This window comes from Bacillus sp. TH25, from assembly GCF_016650935.1.
GTDB lineage: Bacteria > Bacillota > Bacilli > Bacillales > Bacillaceae_G > Bacillus_A > Bacillus_A mycoides.
Map to the genome: position 1 here is coordinate 670,627 of NZ_JAEKEU010000037.1, position 21,569 is coordinate 692,195.

Below are 21,569 nucleotides of genomic sequence, written 5' to 3' on the forward strand. Positions count from 1 at the left end.
GATGTTCGTGTATTTATGGTGAAAGTAGTAGAACTTTTTGCGGGAGTGGGGGGTTTTAGGTTAGGACTTGAAGCGAACGGGAATTTTGAGATTATTTGGGGAAATCAGTGGGAGCCTTTAACTAAAGCGCAACATGCATTTAATTGCTATGCCACTCAATTTGAAAATAGAGGAATACATGAAAATAAAGATATAGCAGAGGTTTGGCCAGAGATACCTGAGCATGATTTATTGGTAGGTGGCTTTCCATGTCAAGATTATTCAGTAGCACGTACTATCTCAAATGAAAAAGGGATACAAGGAAAAAAGGGTGTTCTTTTTTGGGAGATAATAAACATAGTTAATTCTCGCAAGCCAAGATTTGTTTTGTTAGAGAATGTAGATAGATTATTGAAGTCACCAGCAAAACAAAGAGGTCGTGATTTTTCTATTATGCTGGCGAGCTTTAGAGATGCAGGATATGCAGTTGAATGGAGAGTTATTAACGCTGCGGATTATGGGAATTCACAAAGAAGACGAAGAGTATTTATTTTCGCATACTTAAAAGAATCTCATTTCGCATCTGTTCAAAGTGAAATGAAGTCATTAGGGATATTGTGTAAAAATGGATTTTTCGCTCCGATTTTTAATGTGCATGAGGCACCTGAGGAAAACAAAAAAAGAGGAGAATTTGTGTTGCCGGTCGATATTGTTGAGGTTTCTGATACATTTAAAGCTGAATACTATAATTCTGGCGTGATGATAGATGGACAAGTATATACTGAAGAATTAGTTCCAGTAACTGAAAATCCAGAGACTTTAGGTGAAGTTGTTCAAAAAGTATATGATAAATTTGGTCCTGCAGATGAATCATATTATTTGAAAATGGATAAGGTTAACAAAAAGGGAAGAACGGAATTTGAGGAACTAAAGTATCTTAAAGGTCCTAAAAAAGAAGAAAGAGTATCAAAGGCGACGGGGCATAAATACTTCTACGCTGAGGGAGGAATGGCTTTCCCTGACAATTTAGATAAGCCTGGACGTACCATGTTAACAAGTGAAGGAACATGTAATAGAAGTTCTCATGTAATTGAAGATCCTTATACGAAAAGGTTAAGATATTTAACACCTGCAGAATGTGAACTGTTAAATGGTTTTCCGATGGACTGGACAAATACTGGTATGCCACAAAGAAATAGATACTTTTGTATGGGAAATGCTTTAGTGGTCGATTTGGTGAAGCAAATGGGTCAGAGGATTTTAGAGATTAACAAAGAAGAAGAGAAGATGGATAGTATTGTGCAGTTGAGTTTATTCTAAGAAATAAATAGGGCACATGCTTATTAGATATTTAAAATAATAAAGTATGGGAATAACCTGATTCTATAGCTAGCTATAGAATCAGGTTATTTTTTATGCAAGTTTTTAATTGAGAAGGGAGTAGTTAATAGGGAAATAATCAAATTTATCGCGGAGTAGCAATTCACTAATTTCCTTTGTACTTAATACCAACAATTCCTCTATAGATATTGTATAATATGGAATATATTCGAAACGTATTTTTATATTAAGAGGTGTTACATCATTGGAGAAATATACATTTGATTTTCTACAAGAGATATTCCCGGAGTTAGCGGAGATGGGTAGGGATATTGAAAATATTTTTTATCAAGATCCCCAATCGGTTTTAATTAAGGGAAGAATATTTGCGGAGCTATTATCAAAACGCATTGCGGAAGAGCATGAACTGTATGACGTACAATATTTAAAGCAAGTAGAGCGTATTCAAAAATTAGAAAGAGAAGATATTTTATCAAAGGAAATTTCACGTTCATTTGATACTGTTCGCTATTTAGGAAATAAAGCGGCACATGAACATATTGAAAGTGGGGTAGAGAGTGCTTTTAAAATGCATAAAAATCTATTCCAAATTGCAGTGTGGTTTATGGAGGTATACGGGAGTTATGAGTTTGTTGCCCCGAAATACAAACACCCACAGCCGAAGAGTAGTGTGCATATTGTGGAGAAATTAGAAGAAAAGATATCTGCTAGTTTAGAAGAAAAGTTAAAAATGCTAATTGAGATTGCAAGTAAACAAAATACATCAAATCAAACTGAGGAATTAACAGAAATAAATAACGCTGAGATTGCGGTAGGGTTAGAAATCGAAGATAAACAGTCTGTGGATAATGAAGAAGAAGCAGATAACAATTTTGTGTATGATGATTTTATTTTAGGAGAAGGAGAGAGTTATTTACTAGCAGAACTCTCGAAGCTGAAAGAATCATCTCAAGAGGCTATCGAAAATCCTAATGAATTTAGTTCGTTTAAGGATTATTTACATGTAGAAAGAACGATACAGAAAGATATGATGTCTGCTCTAACAGCAGCAGCTGGGAAAAATACAAGTCAATTAATTTTCTTGTGTGGTAGCGTTGGAGATGGGAAATCACATTTATTATCGTATGTGAAAAATAAATATCCTGAATTGATGGAAGAGTTTTCGGTGCATAATGATGCTACGGAAAGTTTTGATCCACAAAAGAGTTCCCTTGATACATTAGCGGAAGTATTAAAGCCATATAGTGATAATGAGATTGATGGTTCTAGATTCAAGCTAATTTTAGCTATTAACCTAGGAGTTCTGCATAACTTTATTGAATCAGATTATGCAAAAGAGAACTACCGAATTTTAACAAAATTTATTGAGGAATCTGGAATATTTGAGGCAAATGAAGTTGCTACTAATCAACAAAGCGGTAATTTTCACTTAATTAGCTTTAGTGATTATCAACCTTTTGAATTAACTAGTGAAGGGCCAAAATCAGATTACTTTTCATCAATTTTAAAGCGAATTGTGGTTGAGTCAGAAAACAATCCATTCTATCAAGCTTATTTAAAGGATAAGCAACGTGGTATAAATGGATTCTTTATGGTGAATTATGAGTTATTGCAACAGCAACAAATACGAGATGGTGTTTTAAGCATTTTAGTTGAAGCAATAGTTAAGCATAAGATGATTATTTCGACACGCTCCATGCTTAATTTTATTTATGATATTTTGGTCCCCTCTCATGGGAATGAAGATTTTCTTGGGGCAGGTATGATGGAAAAAACCGAAGCTTTATTGCCGAATTTATTATTTGATGGTCAAGAGAAATCAAATTTACTAGCAGTTATTTCTAAAATGGATCCTATTCATCTTCGATCAAATAGTGTAGACCAAATGCTAATTGAGCTAAACAATTCAGTAAATATGAAGAATACTTTCCAAAAGCATTTAGTTTTAAATGGACTTGATGGATGGATAGAAGGGCTAGAAGAGATGGGACCTTTCTTTGAGTTAAGTGATTCATCTAGACAGGTATTTAATAAAACATTAATACGTATGTCATTCTTTTTATCTCCTGTTTTGAATGAAATGTTCGCGGATGAAAATTATAAAAAATATATGGAATATTTATATGCTTTTAATAAGGGGAATCGATCTGATTTAAGAGAGATGTATAATTTAGCGAGAGAATCGATATTCTTGTGGAACGGACGTCCGAAATCAGATTATGTATTTATGGACTATTCAAATGATACTACTCAGGTGGCACAGTCTCTTAAAATCAAGCCATTTGTAGGACATTTGAAAGGGATAGAACCAGAGGTTTTAAATCGATTTAAATTAAATATATTACTTGCTTTTTCTAATGAAGATAAAGTAGCTCCTGTATATTTAGAAATTGATTATCCGTTATATGCAATGACGGTTAAACTTTCAAAAGGTTATCGTCCGAATAAAAAGGATAAAGAAGATTGTATTCAGTTCGTTGAATTTGTGGATAAGATAATGAAATTAGGAAATAGAGAAAAAGAATTATTGTTTGTTCAATCTAATGAAAATGGAATGTTTAAACTAACATACGATGAAGATTTTGAAGAATTTACGTTTAGAAGGGATTAAAAAATGATTGTAAGAGAGAATTTAGAGGATTTAAAAAGCTCGCTGAGTATTAAACCAGAAAAATTAGGATTAAAACATACAATAAATAAAAAAGCTCCTCTGTTACCTTTCTCTACCCGAGGAACAGAGCGGGCAAAATTCGCAAAAGGGTTTCAGGGAGTATTAGGAGAGTTTACGCGTCTAGTCAGCGGAAATAAGTTAAAAATGGAAGTTAACCTAGAAGAACTTATTGGAGAGATTAGTAAATCTGTTGATGTATCAAAGCAAGATAAGTCGCAATTTGAACAAATACTACGTACCTTTCTGCAGGATAGTGATAATACAATTAAAATTTTTCATTTGCATTTGTTTCAATATTTACCATTAAGTGATAAGGCTGATAAAAAAGGAGAACAAGATATTGCTAGATTCCTTTTAGACGTCTTATTAGGTGAAAAAGAAACAGTAGAAGAGATTTTTGGAAAAAGCGATTCAACAGATTTAATGTCACGTCTTGTGTTAAAACAATTAAATCATTTGGAGAGCGACGAAAAAGAACGCCGTCCTTATATTAATCAAATTCCATTTATCTCGAAGCTATTCAAAGAAGATTTTCAATTTTTGGTGGAACATAAAGATTATTTTAGAACTCATTATCACTTGTTTCTTAGTTATTATTACTTTTTATATATTACTCAATTGACTTTAAAGCTTTCACAAGTTGGGAAAGCGAACTTTAGTGAGAACAATGAAGTTTATTTTACACTTGACTGGGAGTCTACGAGTAAGAATAGAAAAGGTTATACTCATGGTTATCAAATGATTAAAGATACAGGTAGACATTTACTACTACATATTAATTGCTTAGAACATTTAAATTTCCTAATGGGAGCAGAAAAAGCAGGTGGCTATCCTGAATTAAAGGAAACATATCAGCGATTATCAGATGAGGATAAAAAAGTATTTTTAGAGATGCTTTGTGATTGGGTTATGGAATATAGAGGACATTTAGGTCTTGGGGCTTATGAAGGAAATTTAGAATTAGAATATGATACGCTTGTACAATCCTTATTCCGTAGTATAGAAGAAGCCTATGAAAAAGATACGATGCAAGGACCTCGACATAGATACTCTTTATCAATAGAAGAGGTTGGAAAAAAATATTTCTTAAAAACTCGAGGTTCACTTGGTTATATGCTTAATATTAGTCAAGATATGTTGTTGCTACTAACAGCATTGAGTTTAAAAAAGGAAAGAAAACCTTTGAAGCAAGTATTCATAGATTTAGAGGCTAGAGGCTTATTCTTTGATCGGTACTCAAAAGAAGAAATTGTACAGTTATTTGATAAGCTGAATTTAATAGACAAAAAAAGTGATAGCGGTGATGCACAGTATGTTAAACCAATTTTATAATTATCTTTCAGATAAACTAATAAATTATTTAGAAGCGGAAAATCTTAGAGGTGGAGAGCGATTTTACCTTCAATTTGATAATCATGAACAAGTGCAAGCATTTTATGACACATTAAAAGAACAAGATTTATCGCAGGCGTTTTATTACCAGCATAAGCAAGGAACTCCATACGAAACGATTGCTATTAAGGTTTCAGAGGAAATGAAAGTAGTTGTTGCGACTACATCGGCAAATGTTACTCCTGACTTTTTAGTAACACTTCGTAATGAAGTCGGTGAACAAAAGGATGTTTGGGAGAAAACAGCTTTACTTAGTATATGTCATGAGACACTGGACAGTATTAAGGGAGGTAGCAGTGATTTGCAAAAAGAAGGTATGCCATTTAATGTGAAATCAATTTTGAAAACATTAAAAGAAGAGATTGAAACTTCTTCTCTAAATAAAGAGGAGAAGGAAGTACTTTCATTTTATTTACGTAAAAAATTAGATGATACAATTGTGCGACCATCTCTTTGGGATTATGAAGAAATTCTTGGATTTTTATCAAAACAAGAGATTGCGAGAGAAGATTATTCTAATCTAGGTATTTTTTATGATGAAAATTTAAATCAATTTACTTCAGCTCAAATGAAAAAAAGGCTAGAAGAAAATGCTTCATTTTTTGAGAAAGTACAACATATGCACGAGTATGAGCATTTAGAGAGTCAATTAGAAAAATTATTCGATGAAAAAGGTGTGTCTCGTCTAAAGAAGGAAGATTGGCAGCAAGCGGATTATGTTCTTATTAAAGATTCTTACGACAAAATGACTGAAATAGATCACCCTTTAGAATATATTGAATCAGCAAAGAAATATTCAAAAGAAGGTTTGCTATATTGGGAAAAAGCACAAGCTGAGACAAAGGCTGGGAGACGTAAACGTCATATTATTGTTTTTAATCCTACACAGATAGAAAATATCAACCTAAACTTTGAATTTGAAGAAAAGTTAAAGAAGGAATACATTCATAAAAATTCACAAGGTTTTTGTGGAGTATCTGGGAAAAAGCTAACTGTTAGTTTAGTGCATAAGCAAAATGTGACTTCATTCCATAAAGTTGTATATACACATAAAATGCAATCTAAGTCGAAATATGAGTTTCATATTGCTGTTGTAGAATGTGAAGCCTCGTTTTTACAATCTCTCCAAACAATTTATGAAGTGAATATGAATAAGAAAAATATAGTTATGAATAAAGCCGAAGAATGTATTGTTTTTGGGGATATTTCTAGTGAACCAGAAGAATTATTTATTGAAGAAGATGCACAGATTATAAATTGGCAAGGAGGAAGTTTTGAAGTCTCTGAATCTTCCCCTGCATGGAATGATGATAGCTTATCCTTTTCTGTTCAAATTGAAACAACTTTAATCCCTATTCTTATTAGAGAGCAAGTTGCAAAGACTGTTCCAGTATCAGGAGAAAGGGTATGGAAATTAAAAAGAGAACATCAAGAAAGTTTCGAATATAACCTTGATACAAATAAATTAAAACAGGGTGCAAGGGAATTTTCAGCACGAGAAGGATTTCGAAATTATTTGCAAGACGAGAGAGTATGGATTGAAAATGAAATTGCGTTTGCAGTAAGAGGAGTATCAGGTCTAAATAAGGTTGAATTAGCAATTAATCCATCATTGAGAGATGCGTACCAAGAATTATTAAATTACTATAAATTTAATAATACGGTTCCTAGTCTTTGTTTTGTGGATGATCAATTAAGAGAGCTATCTATAAGATACTTGAAAGCTTTTAACGAAAGCGTTGCTCATATACAAGAAAATGTAATGCTCAAAGAAGAAGAAAAGAACCTGTTTAAATTGGGGGCTATTGAAGAGGAACAAAGAGTTATACTAACACCGTTGCATCCTCTTAATGTTGCCTACCAGTTAAGTATTAATGATGAAATTAAAAATGAAGTAGTTGAAATGCATATTTTAAATCGTCTGCATCCTAATAATCTATTGCCATATATATATGGACAGAATGATGAATTGTATCGTCCAGTTTCTCAAAATGAAGCGCCTGAATGGATCGTTTATGAACCGCTTCATAAGGTTGCGATTGGAGAATCTAATGCATTTTTAGCTAATGTAGTTGAAGAAAAGCTTCAACAATTTGTGGAGCATTTCCAATACTTATTTTTACAAGAATCTAAATCTCCGATACGAATCAATGTTATTAATATAAATAATGATAAAGAAGTTGTAAGAGGGTTAGTGCATTTTATTAAGAAGCAGATAGATAAAAAAGGACCATCAAAAATTATACCAGTAGAGGTTGCTTTATATCATGAGAATAGTATATTAAGTGCCTTTGAAAAGTTTTCTATTTATGATGATGTTCAAAAATTCGAGGAGTTTTTTGAATTATCGTTAGCATCAAAGAATCTTGATGCCGTAGACGTATTAAGGCTGATTCGAGAAAATGTTTTCTACTATAAACTTATAGGTACGAAAGAATATGGTTACGCTCATATTTCATTCTATAAAATGATTTCAAATGAGAAGCATGCGAAAAGTACAATGGAAGATATTGAAACAGGATTATCTTTAAATGGAATGTTATCATCTCTATCATCTATTAGTACAGAAGTAGATTATCGTACGGGCTTCGGGCTGAAAAATGTATTGAATAATGAGCATTTGCTAATTCAAACTGTTAGAAGAATGAACGAATTAGGGAGTAATTTAAATAACGATGGTACAAACCCTTACCGTAAGAATGAAACAATTGTTACGAGAACATCTACTTATGATGAACAAGTTCTAGAACATTTATATGAGTCTTCTTATTGGGTAACATTTATTGAGCCTAATGTAGGTTTAGATTTCTTCCAAGAGTCATCACGTAATTTATTGGTCATCCATTATAGTGATCAATATTCTTCATCAAGCCAGTATGATGCAATTACAGTAACGGATAAAGCAAGACAGTATCGAACAGTTATTGAACAGTATTTGGCAGAAAAAGAAATTGTATCGACACCTGAAAAAATCAATACAGCTATTAGAGCTTTCAATAGTTTAAATGGTGAGTGGTTGCTACGAATTATAGGAAGTAAGGGACAATTCTCAAGAGAAAAGTTAAGTATTATTTCGGCTGTGAAATATATATTAAGTGCGCTAGATCATGAGAATATTTTATGGGTTCCTATCTCATTAGAAGAAATATTACGTGTTGCTGGAGCAGTAAAGTTAACGAAAAGTGAAGGGGTATTTTCTGCGAAAAATCTAGGCGGAAAAGGTGCACATAGTGACGATTTACTGTTAATCGGAGTAGAAATGCAAGATGATAAATTATCAGTGCATTATTATCCAGTGGAAGTAAAAATTGGTTTAAATCAAGACAGTGCTATTGCAAAAGCGAAGGAGCAGATTAATGCTACTAAGCAATTGTTTGATACGCAACTTTCTAAAGTAAGTGAAGATGGTTTACATGTATTTAAACATAAGTTTTTCCGAAACTTCTTTGTACAGTTATTGCTAGCGAATGCAGAGAAATTTATTGCAAATAACATTTGGCCAGAAAAATCTTATGAGAAAATTGAAGAACTAAAGAAAAAATTATTAAATGATGATTATGAAATGAGTGGAGATTTGGATAGTAAAATTGGGAAAGGTGCGATTTTATCATTCAAAAAAGAACAAGCATGGAGATCCATTAAAATCGAAGAAGATATTTTATTAGTGGAATTAACCGAAGAGGATGGATATGAAGGAGTAGTCGAAGAAATTGAGGCACTCAAAACAAAAATTCATTCTGGTGGAACTGATATTAATCCAGATAGATTATTGAATAAGAATCATGACTCCAATCAAGAGTTAAAAGATTCTAGCAATAAAGTCGTTCCAACTGTATCTCATTTTCAAGGGACGGTAGAAGAAAAGGAAACAAAGGGATTAAAAGACATCCGCGTTCTACTAGGAACGGTAGAGGGATCGACTCAAGAAATATATTGGGAATTCGGAAACCCAGAGTTAGCAAATAGACATATTTTAATCTCGGGTAAATCAGGGCAAGGTAAGAGTTATTTCATTCAATGTCTGCTTCTTGAACTGGCGCAAAATGGAATTTCTAGTATGATATTTGACTATACAGATGGATTCAAGAATTCTAAGTTAGAACCGGAATTTAAAGAGAAACTTCAAGATAATATTGAACAATTTCTAGTAGCAAAAGATAAATTCCCAGTAAATCCATTTAAACGGAATCAAAAAGAGTTGGATGAAGGAATTTATATCGATGAAGATAATACAGATGTTGCTGAAAGAATTAAAAGTGTATTTTCAGCTGTATATAAAGATTTAGGTATTCAGCAGCAAAACGCTATCTATGAAGCAGTAATGCGTGGTTTAGGTAAATATGATGAGAATATGAATTTAAATTATTTATTAGCAGAATTAGAAGAAGATACTTCGGGTCCAGCTAAAACAGCAAGGTCACAAATTAAGCCATTCATTGATAAAAATCCATTTAATCATAGTGCTGTATATGATTGGGGAGAAATATTAAACCAAAAAGGTAAAGTATTTATTGTACAATTAACGGGCTTTAATAGAGATGTCCAGCTCATGATTACAGAGTTTATCTTGTGGGATATTTGGAACTATCAATTACATCATGGAGATAAAAATAAACCCTTCCCAGTTATATTAGATGAAGCGCAAAATCTTGATCATAGAGAGAAATCACCAAGTGCCAAAATTTTAACTGAAGGAAGGAAGTTTGGCTGGTCCGGTTGGTATGCAACACAATCATTAAAAGGCCAATTTACAACGGATGAAATTTCACGACTACAAAATTCAAGTCAAAAAGTATATTTCATGCCACCAGAAAATGAAATTAGTGCCATTGCATCAAATCTTGCTCAAGATTCAGCTGTACGAAAAGAGTGGGAAAAACGACTTGCAACATTGAAGAAAGGTCAATGTATCACTTCGGGACCAATATTACAAAAAGATGGTACGTTGAAGTCGGGTAGTCCTGTAATTATTAATATTAGTGCGTTGCAGGATAGATTGAAGTAGTAATTTTATAGTGATATGAAAGTTTTTGAAAACCACCTTGGACAGTATATTTGTTTGGGGTGGTTTTTGTATTGTTAATCATGTTGAAAGCTAGAAATAATAGGAGGTCCTCCTTGCCAAGGCTTTTAAAATTTTTAAGTGATTTTCATAGAGCGCAAGGTGAAGGGAATTCGTGACTAGATAAATTCTTAGTATTTAAAGAGCCTGTATACGGTTGATCTTTTAATTTAGCGGAGATATAATAGGTGAATCATAAAAATGAAAGGGGGAAGAGGGGTGAATTTTATGATTCCTTTGACTGGTATCTCAATCTTGTTTCTCTTTTATTGGTGTGTTGTGAATCAATATATTGTAGTTAAATGGAATGCTATTTTTAAGAAGTTTAATGAAAACGTAGTGTTTGGGATATTTATTACATGTATGTTATTTTGGCTGCAGTATTTATTTCAAATGTTTTTTAATAGATAGTCAGTTTGTTTATGAGCTAAATAGATGCAATGGAGTATGTGCAAAATTTCATTGTGTCTATTTTTTATAACGAATTATAGTTTATCCCTTGCACCTCCCCCAACGTCACCCCCTAACCTAAAGAAGACAAATTAAAAGGGGGATAAAACCAACCATGAAAACCACGACAAAAGAAAAAAGAAACACCATCATCATGCTACTACTATCAGCCGCAATAGGAATCTTTTCACCACTACTCATGTACATCACGCTGGCACGTAAAAATGAGGTGTACAAATATCATTGCCGAAAGGCGTTCAACTTTCATTTGTTAATCTTTCTTTTATTTAATATTAGTTCGCGTATTAGTGATGTTTTGTTTTGGATTGTATTTGCCTTAGAGGTCGTTCAAGTGATCATTGTTGCGTGGAAAGTAATACGCGACGAGCCATATCGTTATTTCATTCGAATTCCGTTATTTAAAGAAGATAAGTATGTAGTGGAAGGAGAATAGGTGATGAAAAAAGAAGTGGAGATAAGGGGAAAGCGAATTTTTATTATGATTGCAGTGTTGTTTATTGCGATTTATATCGTTTTACGAAGACGAAAGTATGAGTACTTTTATGATGGTATTAGCGAGTATGAAAATCGTTATAGAGGGAATGTCCCTTTTTTGTTACTCGTTGTAGGTTTGTTTCAATATTGTAGGCAGAGTGGGATGAGTCTTTCTCATATGCTTCAGTATGTGAAAGATAAGTTATCGGAGTAGGTGAAGATATGGCGTGGATGATTAGTGAGTTTGCAAATGTTGGGGATGTTACGGTGCGGACGCTTCGTTATTATGACAAGATTAATTTATTAAAGCCGAGCGATTATACTGAGGGCGGGCATCGGTTATATACGAAAGATGATTTGTATGTGCTGCAGCAAATTCAATCGTTTAAGCACCTCGGTTTTTCGCTTGGGGAAATTCAAAATATTATATTGCAGCGTGATATTGAGACTGAAGAATTTTTAAGACAAATAAATTTTCAAAGAGAGATGCTTTTGGCAGAGCAAGAAAGAATTACGAAGGTACTTTCGCATATGGATGAGATGACGAAGAAGTTTCAAAAGGCAGAACGAGTGGATATCGCTTTGTTTTCTTCCTTTCTACAAACTTTTATATGGGAAAAAGAAAATAAAGAATGGTTAGAGGAACATTTTTCGAAGGATAGTGTTCAAGCTTTTTATAATAATAAGGAATTAAAAGAAAAGTTTGATCGACGTTTTATGGATGTGATAGGGAATTTGAAAAGATTTAAGAAAGAGGAGAAGGATCCGGGTCATCATGACGTTCAAGTTGTCTTGAAGGAATTTTTCAATTTAATAGAAGAGGTAACGAACTATCTTGAAATACCTCAAAGTGATATAGAGGATATAATCCAAAAATCAAACCTCCCACTATCCGAATTCCCAACTCCTTTCACAATCGAAGAAGAAAACTATATAAAAGAAGTAATGCAGCAGTTTAACAACTAGTTAAACTGCTTTTCCCATATATAAGTTGAGCCTATTCTCAATTCTTATATATTTTTGTGAGTGAGAAAGAGTAATAAATAATTTATTTACAATTAAAAATCTTTACATCAAAATATTTTTATTAATTATGAAGAACGGAGGTAGACAAATGAGTAATTACTGGTATGAGAATTTTAAAGATAATCCTGATTTTTATTCAAGATACTGTAGTAAACTATGTCGTTCTTTAGGCATAAATGAGTTACATACTGTTAAAGTTTTATATTTTGCTAATCTTATTCATACTGTTACTGCGAAGTATGATGATATTCTTTTACAATGTGGAATTAGATTGCCCTCAGAGACGTTTACTTGGAAACTTAGGGAAGCAGATTCAAAGGAAGAAAAATTTGATATCGAAAGTTTTTTGGATTATGCCAATGATTTGGTTGATGATTATGCAAAAATTGATCCTAATAATTTAAGAATCAGTTTATTACCTTTACAAAAGCATGTTCAATCCTCTTCAAAATTTGAGTTGTTCGTTTTAAATGGGGATATTTTTAAGTTTATTGATGAACACTCTAACTTACCAGGTGTATTTGTAATAACTTGTGATGACGAATATCTTTTTGCGTCTGAAACAAGTGTTGATATTGCGAAAGCCATGGATGCTATTGTAAAAATTAAACGAGATTATTCAATTTTTGATTTACATGTAATTTTTACCGATACAGAATCGGATGCAGAATTATATTCAGTTTATTTGAATCTGAAATATTTAGGTGCGGAAGATCTAAATATAGTCTTAGATATTCCAGAATACAGTAAAAGTTTAAGGTGTAGTTTTGAGGATTGCATAGTATAAGTAATTTGTGATTAATTTCTTTGATGCATAACAATTAATATTTTGTATGGAAAACCTCGTCAACTTGTGGTGAGGTTTTTTATCTCAAAAAATTAAGGTCAGGTAGACGACAACTAATATAATTGATGAGAAGCTACTATGACGAAAAATAAAAGAGAAAGAAGAACCTTTACAACGGAATTGAAACACCAAATGGTTCAACTATATCAAATATATTTTACACTTCGGGAATATCAAGGGTTTATAAGGTACTTTATATTAATTTATTTAAATGTTATGATTTATAAGAGTGAAATTTATTGATCAGAATCTTGACCAGCTTTTAACTAGTTTTCTGTGAGTTTAAAGAAAAGGTTTGTACCAAGATATTGTGACTATATCTACTGGATACTATTAATTGTGAAGCTAAATAAGCTTAATAGTAAATGCTTTTTTGTAAAATATTTAGAATTTTAAATTAATACCATTGATTACTATTGTATGCAATGGTATTATGATTATGAAAAGCTGATGGAGGTGTTTGAATGAGAAAATGGGAAACATTTATCATAGATTATATGAATAAATCTAGAAAGACCCTTGTGAAAACGATAGATATTGAACATCATCTTAAAACATTACTCAAACAAGAATATGATGACGATGGTGGATATTTTAGATTTTCTTCTACGTTGAAGAAAATGGTAGAAGAAGAGAAGATTCAACCAGTAAAAGCAAGAGGGCATAATCATCAGACCCCACCTGTATTTAATGAATATAGATTAGTAAAACAAGAAAGAAGAACGAATCCCACTCACATTAAAAAGTTAATGACCGATTATCCATTCTTCAATATGACTGCTTTTTATGATGAAGCAGAATTTGAAAAATGGAAGTTTTATATAGATCGAGTTCATGTTTTTCTTACAAACAACAGTGATATCAAAAAGAATATATTAAAAGCAAATGAACGTTCCTTTGAACTATTTAGAAATGAAAAGTTTCTTTTAGATAAAGAAGGAATAAAGTTTTTAGCTAATTTAGGACTCACTCTATCGGATTTAAACTGTCGAAGAACTTATGAACCTTTTGTAGAGTACCAGTCAGATCCCTCTAAAAAGCCAAAAACCATTTTAATTATTGAAAATAGGGATACCTTTGATTCGGTAAAAGAGTTAATGATGGATGGCATTGATACATGGAGTGGAATTACCTTTGATATGGTGATATACGGAGAAGGGGATAAAATACAACGAAGCTTCTATTTTTTAGAGGAATACAAGCTAGAAGATTATGAAGTCTATTATTTTGGGGATTTAGATGCAAGAGGGATTCATATTTGTTCCGAATTAATCAAAATAGATAGCAGAGTAAAACCATTTATTCCTTTTTATATAGAACTTTTAAATCGTTATGGTCATGAGCCTTCAACGAGAACCATCGAAAGAAAATTGAAACAAACTATTATTGACGATTCATTAAAATTATTTTTATCTTTTTTTGAAGATAATTATATTGATGAACTCAAAAAATATACTGAAATTATTCGGAATGTTCAAATATACATCCCGCAAGAAGGATTGAATTTAGCGATTCTCCGTAAATTAGGGGAAAGGAGGTAGGGTTCTTTTTGAACACGAACATTGAATCTATGCTAGAAGGTTTTAATGAGCGGATGAAGCATATAGCGATGTTTTCACCCATCCTGCGATTAGAACAACCAGTGAAGTTTAAAGAATTGCCTATCCCTACGGTTGCTCTCTATATACTTCTTTATATGCTCGAAAACAAACTAGCATTTAATAAAAACACGACAAAAGAAGAATTACAATATGTCATTTTAGAAGTGGTCCAACGATATTGGAACAAAGGTTTTACCAAGGCAGAAGCAGACGAGCTCGAAGATTGGTTGGTTTCTAAAAATCTTCGAAACAGAGGGAAAGCTCACTCATTTACGTATTATGATTTCAATAAAAGAGAAGACAAAACTTATTATTTTCATCTAATTGAATATGGAGAAGGAACGAATGTTTTTAGTGATACAGAAGATAGCCTAGACGAGTTTACACTAACTTCAACGGGATTGGAGCTGCTATTCAAAACTAAAGAAGTATTTGGAGAACTTCAAATCACCATTTCTCAATTATTCTTCAAACGACAATTTGAAAAGGGACTTTTCACCGATGCTTTAAGGAGAGTTCACGAAATGCATACTTTGATAGAAGATGAAAAAAAGAAAATAAAAAAATTACAAAATACTATTATCAAAGATGCTCTTGGTGTTTCTCAACGATCTGAACTTGAAGTCATGATAAAAAGAATCGATGAAACTTTAAAGTCAGAACACGAACAATTTGATGATTTAAAAAAATTGGTAGAAGAAAAAATTGATGAATTCTATGAGGGTAGCCTAACAGAAAAAGAACAAGAAGGAATCCATATAATTCAAGAAATTGAAGGGAAATTACTTCAAGCAATTAGTGTACATGAATCCTTATTTACTGAAAAACAAAAAACACAAAATATTATGAGCGAATCACTTGAATCTTCCATTATTCAAGCATTTTCAGTTCATTTAGATTTTGAACAAGAAATATTAAGGGAACTAATAGAAACCCCTGCTACAGAAGAAGTATTAAATACTATTTCTAAACCATTTCTAAACCATTTCTACCTTTGAGGCATCATAAAACGTTTAATCCGCTACTTGCATTAGTTCCTCAAAAGAGATATAAGAAAAAACAACTAAAAGAAGAAGAAATTGTTGAAGTAGATGAAGAAAAAATGAGGTTGCAAGAGGAAGAAGAAGCTAGGAAAAAAGAAGAAACCGAAAACAAAGAATATCGATATATAACTGCTTTATTGAAACACTTGGTTGAGAAGGACGAGTATCTATTAAGTGATATTTTCCAAATGATTGAAACTCAAGATGAACGTCTTTATGAGGATATTTTATACAATCCAGATCCACTGTTGGGGTTGATTGCAGAACTACATCAGTCCGAATACAATCGTTTTGAAAAAGTGACTTCAGATGTGTGGAAAAACCTCCCGGATGATAAAAAGATTAATAGAATGTTAATAAGACTATCAAGTGAATTTTCAACATTACAAGAGATAGAATCCTTTAGTTTATTAGAAACAGGTAGATTTCACTATATCGGAACTATGAAATACAAGGATATGTTAATTACAAGAGGTGACTTTTATGGAGTGGACAGAAGAAATCGTAAGTAAAGGGTTTGCCTTGTATGTGGCCCTTAGTAAAAAAGGGTTTATTACAAGCAAAGAAGATGAATATTTTCAGTGGTATGAAGAAAGAGTCGTGCAAGATTTTATTCGAAAAGTAATTGAACCTACAGGGAAAGTCATGATCTTCTTAGATGAACAAGATGGCGTTATTCAAATGGTGCCGGAGGTCGAGAATGAAACTATGTCTTATACGAATGAGGATTTAAAGAAAGAATTAGGCTTTAAGGACAATAAAGAAATTCATCTATTTTACTTTATTTTGTTCATCTTAATAGCAGAGTTAGAGCAACCATATGATACGGAGTCTGCTGACCGGATGTATCTCCCAATGGAAGAACTATTGGATAAAATGAATGGATACATCGAGCAATATGAACGACTGGGCGAAGAGAAGTTAGAAGAGTTAAGTGATGAATATAATGTGGACGTGGCTGGGATTGTAGAAGTTTGGGGCAGAATGCCCGATTTTAAAGAAGGTGCTACAAGCCATATTCGAACAAAAGATAATCGACGGATGTATATCGAGAAAACATTGAAATTCTTAGAAAAAGAAAAGCTTATCAGAATAAGAGAACATACTAATATTTCTGTTACCAACAAAATGAAAAATATTATTAGTCATTATTATCACAATGTCGAGAACAAGAGCAAAATTCATGATCTATTGCTGGTAACAAAAGAAGGAACCGTGGGAGAAGAGGAGGAATGATAATATGCCACGATTAATGAAAGTGAGAATGACCAATATCCAATTAGATGAAGGGAAGAAAATCATCTCAAACAGCTTGTGGGAACCAAATGCCAAAGATGCTTTATTCATCTTAGAAAACGGTGGAGGAAAAACGAGTTTTATTCAACTAGTTACTCAAACTGTTCGTCCTAACTCCAATTTAAGCAAACGTTTATTAAAAGAAGTGGTGTATAAAGGTACAACTGGTCATATTATGACGGAATGGAAACTAGATGGAGAAAACCTTCCGTATGAATACTTATGTTTAGGGTTTACCTATATGAATGGGGAAACAAAAACAGAAGAATTAAATTATTTCACATATCTGTTTACCTATAACAGAGGGGACACATTAAATATCAATACCCTTCCTACCACAGTAGATGGGAAAGTAACAAGACTAAATGAATACCGCAAGTTTTTAAGACAAAATGATATTCGTATATTTGATGTCAATCGTGATTATAAAAAGGAATTAAAACGATTCCACCTTATTGAAGATGAATGGAAGATGATACAAAAGATTAATGGGGATGAAGGTGGAGTAGATAATTATTTCAAAACTGCATCCAGTACGTATGACTTATTAGTGAAACTTCTTATCCCAGAAGTCGAAAACACCATATTTGATAGCGAAGAAAAGAAAAAGGAAATCCAAACGTACTTTAAAGAATACAGTAAAAATCTATTAAGTATTCCGGATATGAAAAGAGACTTGGATGATTTCCAAAGGATAAAAAATGGTGCTGAAGACATGGTAAAAGCGGTAGAAAACTTTCAAGTAAAAAAGAAATCCTTTGCGGAAGCACAAAAGCATGTAGTTACGTTAAAGAAAAGCATTGAACTTCAAATTGCTGATAAGGAAGAAAAAATCGATATCTTAATGGGGGATATTAAGAAAAATCAATCATTAATGCATGAAGCGGATTGGAAGATTGACAGCTATAAGTCTCATATTTTAAAAGGACAGATCGAAACAAAAGAAATAGAGCTAGCTGCTGTTGAAAATGAACACAAAATGAAAACAGAACAGTTAAAACAAGCAAAAGCATTACTACAACAATTGGAAGCAAAAAATGAATATGGAGATTATCTAGATATTCATAAAAAAGTACTACAGTTAAATGAAGACATATCTTCTTTAACAGCAAGTGAACCAGAATTAGAAAAGAGAAGAAATGAATCTAAAACTCTCTTAACAGAAGCGTTAAATTTTCTCATAGAAGAACAACAATTTGCTTTGGATGATATTAACAAAAACATCAAATTTATGATAGAAGAAGTGAATCTTAAAGACGCAGAACGGAAACGATTAGAGAGGGGAAAACAAGATTTATATGGCGAGTGCAAGGATGCAGAAAATGATTTAAGTAATTACCAAAAAGGTAAACAACAACTGATAGATAAATTAGGTGAAGAAGCTGGATATCATCCATCTGTCACGTTCAAATCACTAAATGAACAACAACAACAATCTTCAGTGACTATTATCCAAAAAGAAGAGAAAAGTCAATTAAACAAACAGGAGATGGATGAAAAGCGTGAGTTTGTAACGAGTCAAAGAATTGCTATAGACAACAAAAATAACGAAATTACTTTGTTAAAGGCCGAACATGCCACATTTGAAAAGGAGAAAAATAACTTACTTTCACTTCTTTCAGACGATGGGAAAAATACGATAAACATATTCGAAGATATGCAGGAGTTTCTTCGGCATTATCAGTATTCGCAAGTGGAAGCGGGCCGAAAAATCGATAAACTTAAACAGTATATTCATGATTTAGCAAAAAAACTTAGCCTTTGGGAATCACACGATTTCTTTGTTCCTGATGAAACTTTATTAAAGGTTCAACAACATCTAGAACAAAAAGGTGTTATTACTATGTTAGGTAGTGAATGGCTATCGGAACTTTCTAGTGAAGAAATGAAAAGTCAGTACCTTAATTCCTATCCATTGCTTCCTTATACGTTATTGGTTGAAGAAGCAAACTTAACAGAAGTCAAAAAATCCTTGAATAGCTTGAATAAAGAACTGTTAAACGTACCGTTACTGTTTTATGTAAAGAGTAAACTTCAAATTCAAACAAAATCAGTAGATGCAAAAATAGATGAACTTTTCCCTCTATATGATGAGTTATATCTCTATCATCAGTTAGATGTTCAGTGGTTCGCATCTAGAGCTAAAATTCAAGAAATTATTGATGGGTTAAAAATGGAGCTTTCTCAATATAAAGAACAATTAACTTTTGCACAAATAACTCTCAATAATTACAATGAAATATTAACTGCATTAGAAACATTCCATACTCGTTATTCTAGTACATTCCCGGAATCCAACATGCAAGCTGTCCAGAAATTATCGGAAGATATAAAAGAGATTCACCAACAAGTAAATGATATCAATGAACATATTAAGATATTAGAAAATGAGAACGAATTAATTAGTAAATTTATCTCAGATGAAAAAGTAAAAATAGAAAAAAGAGATTCTCATATAAAGCTTCTTCAAAGCTTTATGGACCTTTACCCAAACCCCGAAGAGTTAGTTGAAAAAGTAAAATATTTAAAAGACCAACATGACCAATACGGGACAAAAGTAAATCTGTGTGAAGAAGAAGTAATAGAGCTACGTGAAAAATTAGATAGACAGAAAGATAAGAAGCGAAACATTAAATCTGTTATAGATGGATTAGATAAAGAAAGAAAACAATACCAATTGGACGAGAAACTTGAACCTTCTGATAGTTACACCAGTGAAGAAAAGAATGAGTACGTAGCCTGTTTTACTGCAGTTCAAAAAAAGTACGCTGAAAAAGATCAAGCGAAAAATTTTCTTGAAGAAAGTCTTTCAGATAAAAAAAATGAACTTTTAAAATCTGAAAAACGAATCAATGATATCGGATTTACTCTAGAAGAAGTTAAAGTGTTCTATTCTGAAGAAATCAATCTAGAAGATTTAATTACAAAACAAAAAGAGGCAGTTAACACACTTTCTATTTCCGAAAGGGATATTGAAATCGAAAAAGGAAAAGTAGGAGAAAATCTAAAAGAGAAAACTGAACAATTAGAATTATCCGATAAGGAGATTGATGACGAGTACGGAAAAGAAGTATTCCTTTATGGATGGGAGCATGAAGAAGAACTTAACCGTTTCAAGCGGTCAAAAGAACAATGGGGCGAAGCTAATAAAGAACTTGTAACTAAGAAGGAATTGTTAAGAAATTCTATAACAGATGCTGAAAAAGCAATGGTACATTTGCAAATTGAAAATCTTCATCTATACAATGAAAGATTCGGTTTAATACTTGAAGAAGAAATTATTTCAAAGTCAAAAACATATCAAAAATATGCACAAACTCATGCTAATGAGCACTTAACAAAGTTGCAAAAGTTAAAAGAGAGTAAAGAAGGTGTATACCAATCATTTGACACTTATTTAAAAAAGATTCAAGAATCTAATAACCCGAAGACTGAACAATTTGCGAATGGTTTGTCAAAATTAAAAACAAGTGATCAAATATTTGATTTAGAGTTTATTTTAGAATCGTTTAATCGCATCTTTGACACTATTAATGCCTTTGAAGAGGATTTAAAGCGAAAGATAACAGAATGTGAAAAGGATAAGATAAAACTGGTAGACTTATGTTTTCAACGAGTAGAGGCTATTTATAAGAACGTAACTGAAATCCCGAAATTCTCCAAAGTGAAAGTATTTGGTTATGAATTGCAATTGATTAAAATGAGATGGGACCGTTTTGATGATGAAACCACTCATAGTAATTTACATTACCATGTCCAAACCATTCTGGAAACCTTACAACGAATGAAGCGAGCGAACAAACTAGAAGATGAATTGAATGAATACCTAGTACAAAAACTTGATACAGTGGTATTATTAGATAAAATTGCACCTATCAAGAAGTGTTTTGTTAGTATATATAAACCACGAAAAAAATCACTTATGACGACCAGTCCAGAAAACTGGAAACCTTGGGATGAAGTTTCTAAATGGTCTGGTGGAGAGGAATTCAGTTCCTATATGTCCATGTTTATGATACTTGTAACGTATTTGCGTAAAAAAGTTAACGCTAGAGACGATTCTTGGAAAGTGATTATTGCGGATAATCCTTTTGGTAAAGCTTCATCAGAACACGTAGTAAAACCAATAATGGAACTAGCTAGAAATAGTAAAATACAACTGTTTTGTCTAACAGCTCATAACAATGAAGACATTCGTTCTCATTTTGAATGTGTCATGAGTAATCGTTATTACAATACAGTAGGTATTGAACTACTTCAAGTGGAACATAGGGAAAAAGGGGTTTCCCTTGGAATGTTTGCTTATGAGCATAATTAATAATTTTTGAGGGTCATATTGGCCCTCCATATATATAGAATTTAGAGG

General features: G+C 32.3%; 13 protein-coding genes. All 13 read left to right on the forward strand.

Annotated elements, in window-relative coordinates:
• Nucleotides 1-15: 15 nt before the first annotated feature.
• Entirely contained in the window at nucleotides 16-1,299 is a 1,284-nt protein-coding gene (gene dcm / locus JFT89_RS22415) for a DNA (cytosine-5-)-methyltransferase (RefSeq protein ID WP_201040601.1), read from the forward strand.
• A gap of 265 nt (nucleotides 1,300-1,564) precedes the next feature.
• Nucleotides 1,565-3,931: a DNA phosphorothioation-dependent restriction protein DptF gene (gene dptF / locus JFT89_RS22420; RefSeq protein ID WP_201040602.1), complete on the forward strand. Its 2,367-nt coding sequence runs from the start codon at nucleotides 1,565-1,567 to the stop codon at nucleotides 3,929-3,931.
• A gap of 3 nt (nucleotides 3,932-3,934) precedes the next feature.
• Nucleotides 3,935-5,323 (forward strand): DNA phosphorothioation-dependent restriction protein DptG, encoded by a 1,389-nt coding sequence (dptG, locus tag JFT89_RS22425; RefSeq protein ID WP_201040603.1) that lies wholly within the window; start codon nucleotides 3,935-3,937, stop codon nucleotides 5,321-5,323.
• On the forward strand, nucleotides 5,304-10,388 hold the full coding sequence (gene dptH / locus JFT89_RS22430; protein ID WP_201040604.1) for a DNA phosphorothioation-dependent restriction protein DptH: 5,085 nt from the start codon (nucleotides 5,304-5,306) through the stop codon (nucleotides 10,386-10,388). Before dptG ends, dptH begins: the two co-directional genes overlap by 20 nt.
• 622 nt (nucleotides 10,389-11,010) lie before the next feature.
• Nucleotides 11,011-11,349, forward strand: coding sequence for a magnetosome magnetite crystal formation protein family (locus JFT89_RS22435; RefSeq protein WP_201040605.1), 339 nt, complete (start codon nucleotides 11,011-11,013; stop codon nucleotides 11,347-11,349).
• 3 nt (nucleotides 11,350-11,352) lie between these two features.
• Nucleotides 11,353-11,604, forward strand: coding sequence for a hypothetical protein (locus JFT89_RS22440; protein WP_201040606.1), 252 nt, complete (start codon nucleotides 11,353-11,355; stop codon nucleotides 11,602-11,604).
• A gap of 8 nt (nucleotides 11,605-11,612) precedes the next feature.
• Nucleotides 11,613-12,356, forward strand: coding sequence for a MerR family transcriptional regulator (locus JFT89_RS22445; protein WP_201040607.1), 744 nt, complete (start codon nucleotides 11,613-11,615; stop codon nucleotides 12,354-12,356).
• Between the two features lie 148 nt (nucleotides 12,357-12,504).
• Nucleotides 12,505-13,203, forward strand: a complete 699-nt coding sequence (locus tag JFT89_RS22450; protein ID WP_201040608.1) for a hypothetical protein — start codon at nucleotides 12,505-12,507, stop codon at nucleotides 13,201-13,203.
• Between the two features lie 524 nt (nucleotides 13,204-13,727).
• Nucleotides 13,728-14,804, forward strand: a complete 1,077-nt coding sequence (locus JFT89_RS22455; protein WP_201040609.1) for a Wadjet anti-phage system protein JetD domain-containing protein — start codon at nucleotides 13,728-13,730, stop codon at nucleotides 14,802-14,804.
• Between the two features lie 8 nt (nucleotides 14,805-14,812).
• The gene (locus JFT89_RS22460) at nucleotides 14,813-15,862 is read left to right on the forward strand and encodes a hypothetical protein (protein ID WP_242488421.1); all 1,050 of its coding nucleotides are present in this window, start codon (nucleotides 14,813-14,815) and stop codon (nucleotides 15,860-15,862) included.
• Complete coding sequence (locus tag JFT89_RS30390; RefSeq protein WP_242488422.1) at nucleotides 15,859-16,419, forward strand: hypothetical protein; 561 nt, start codon at nucleotides 15,859-15,861, stop codon at nucleotides 16,417-16,419. Before JFT89_RS22460 ends, JFT89_RS30390 begins: the two co-directional genes overlap by 4 nt.
• Complete coding sequence (locus JFT89_RS22465) at nucleotides 16,391-17,143, forward strand: DUF6063 family protein (RefSeq protein ID WP_201040611.1); 753 nt, start codon at nucleotides 16,391-16,393, stop codon at nucleotides 17,141-17,143. The genes JFT89_RS30390 and JFT89_RS22465 overlap by 29 nt, the downstream gene beginning before the upstream one ends.
• 4 nt (nucleotides 17,144-17,147) lie before the next feature.
• A complete protein-coding gene (locus JFT89_RS22470) occupies nucleotides 17,148-21,521 on the forward strand; it encodes a coiled-coil domain-containing protein (RefSeq protein WP_201040613.1) in 4,374 nt (1,457 codons plus the stop codon).
• The last annotated feature ends 48 nt before the right edge of the window (nucleotides 21,522-21,569 follow it).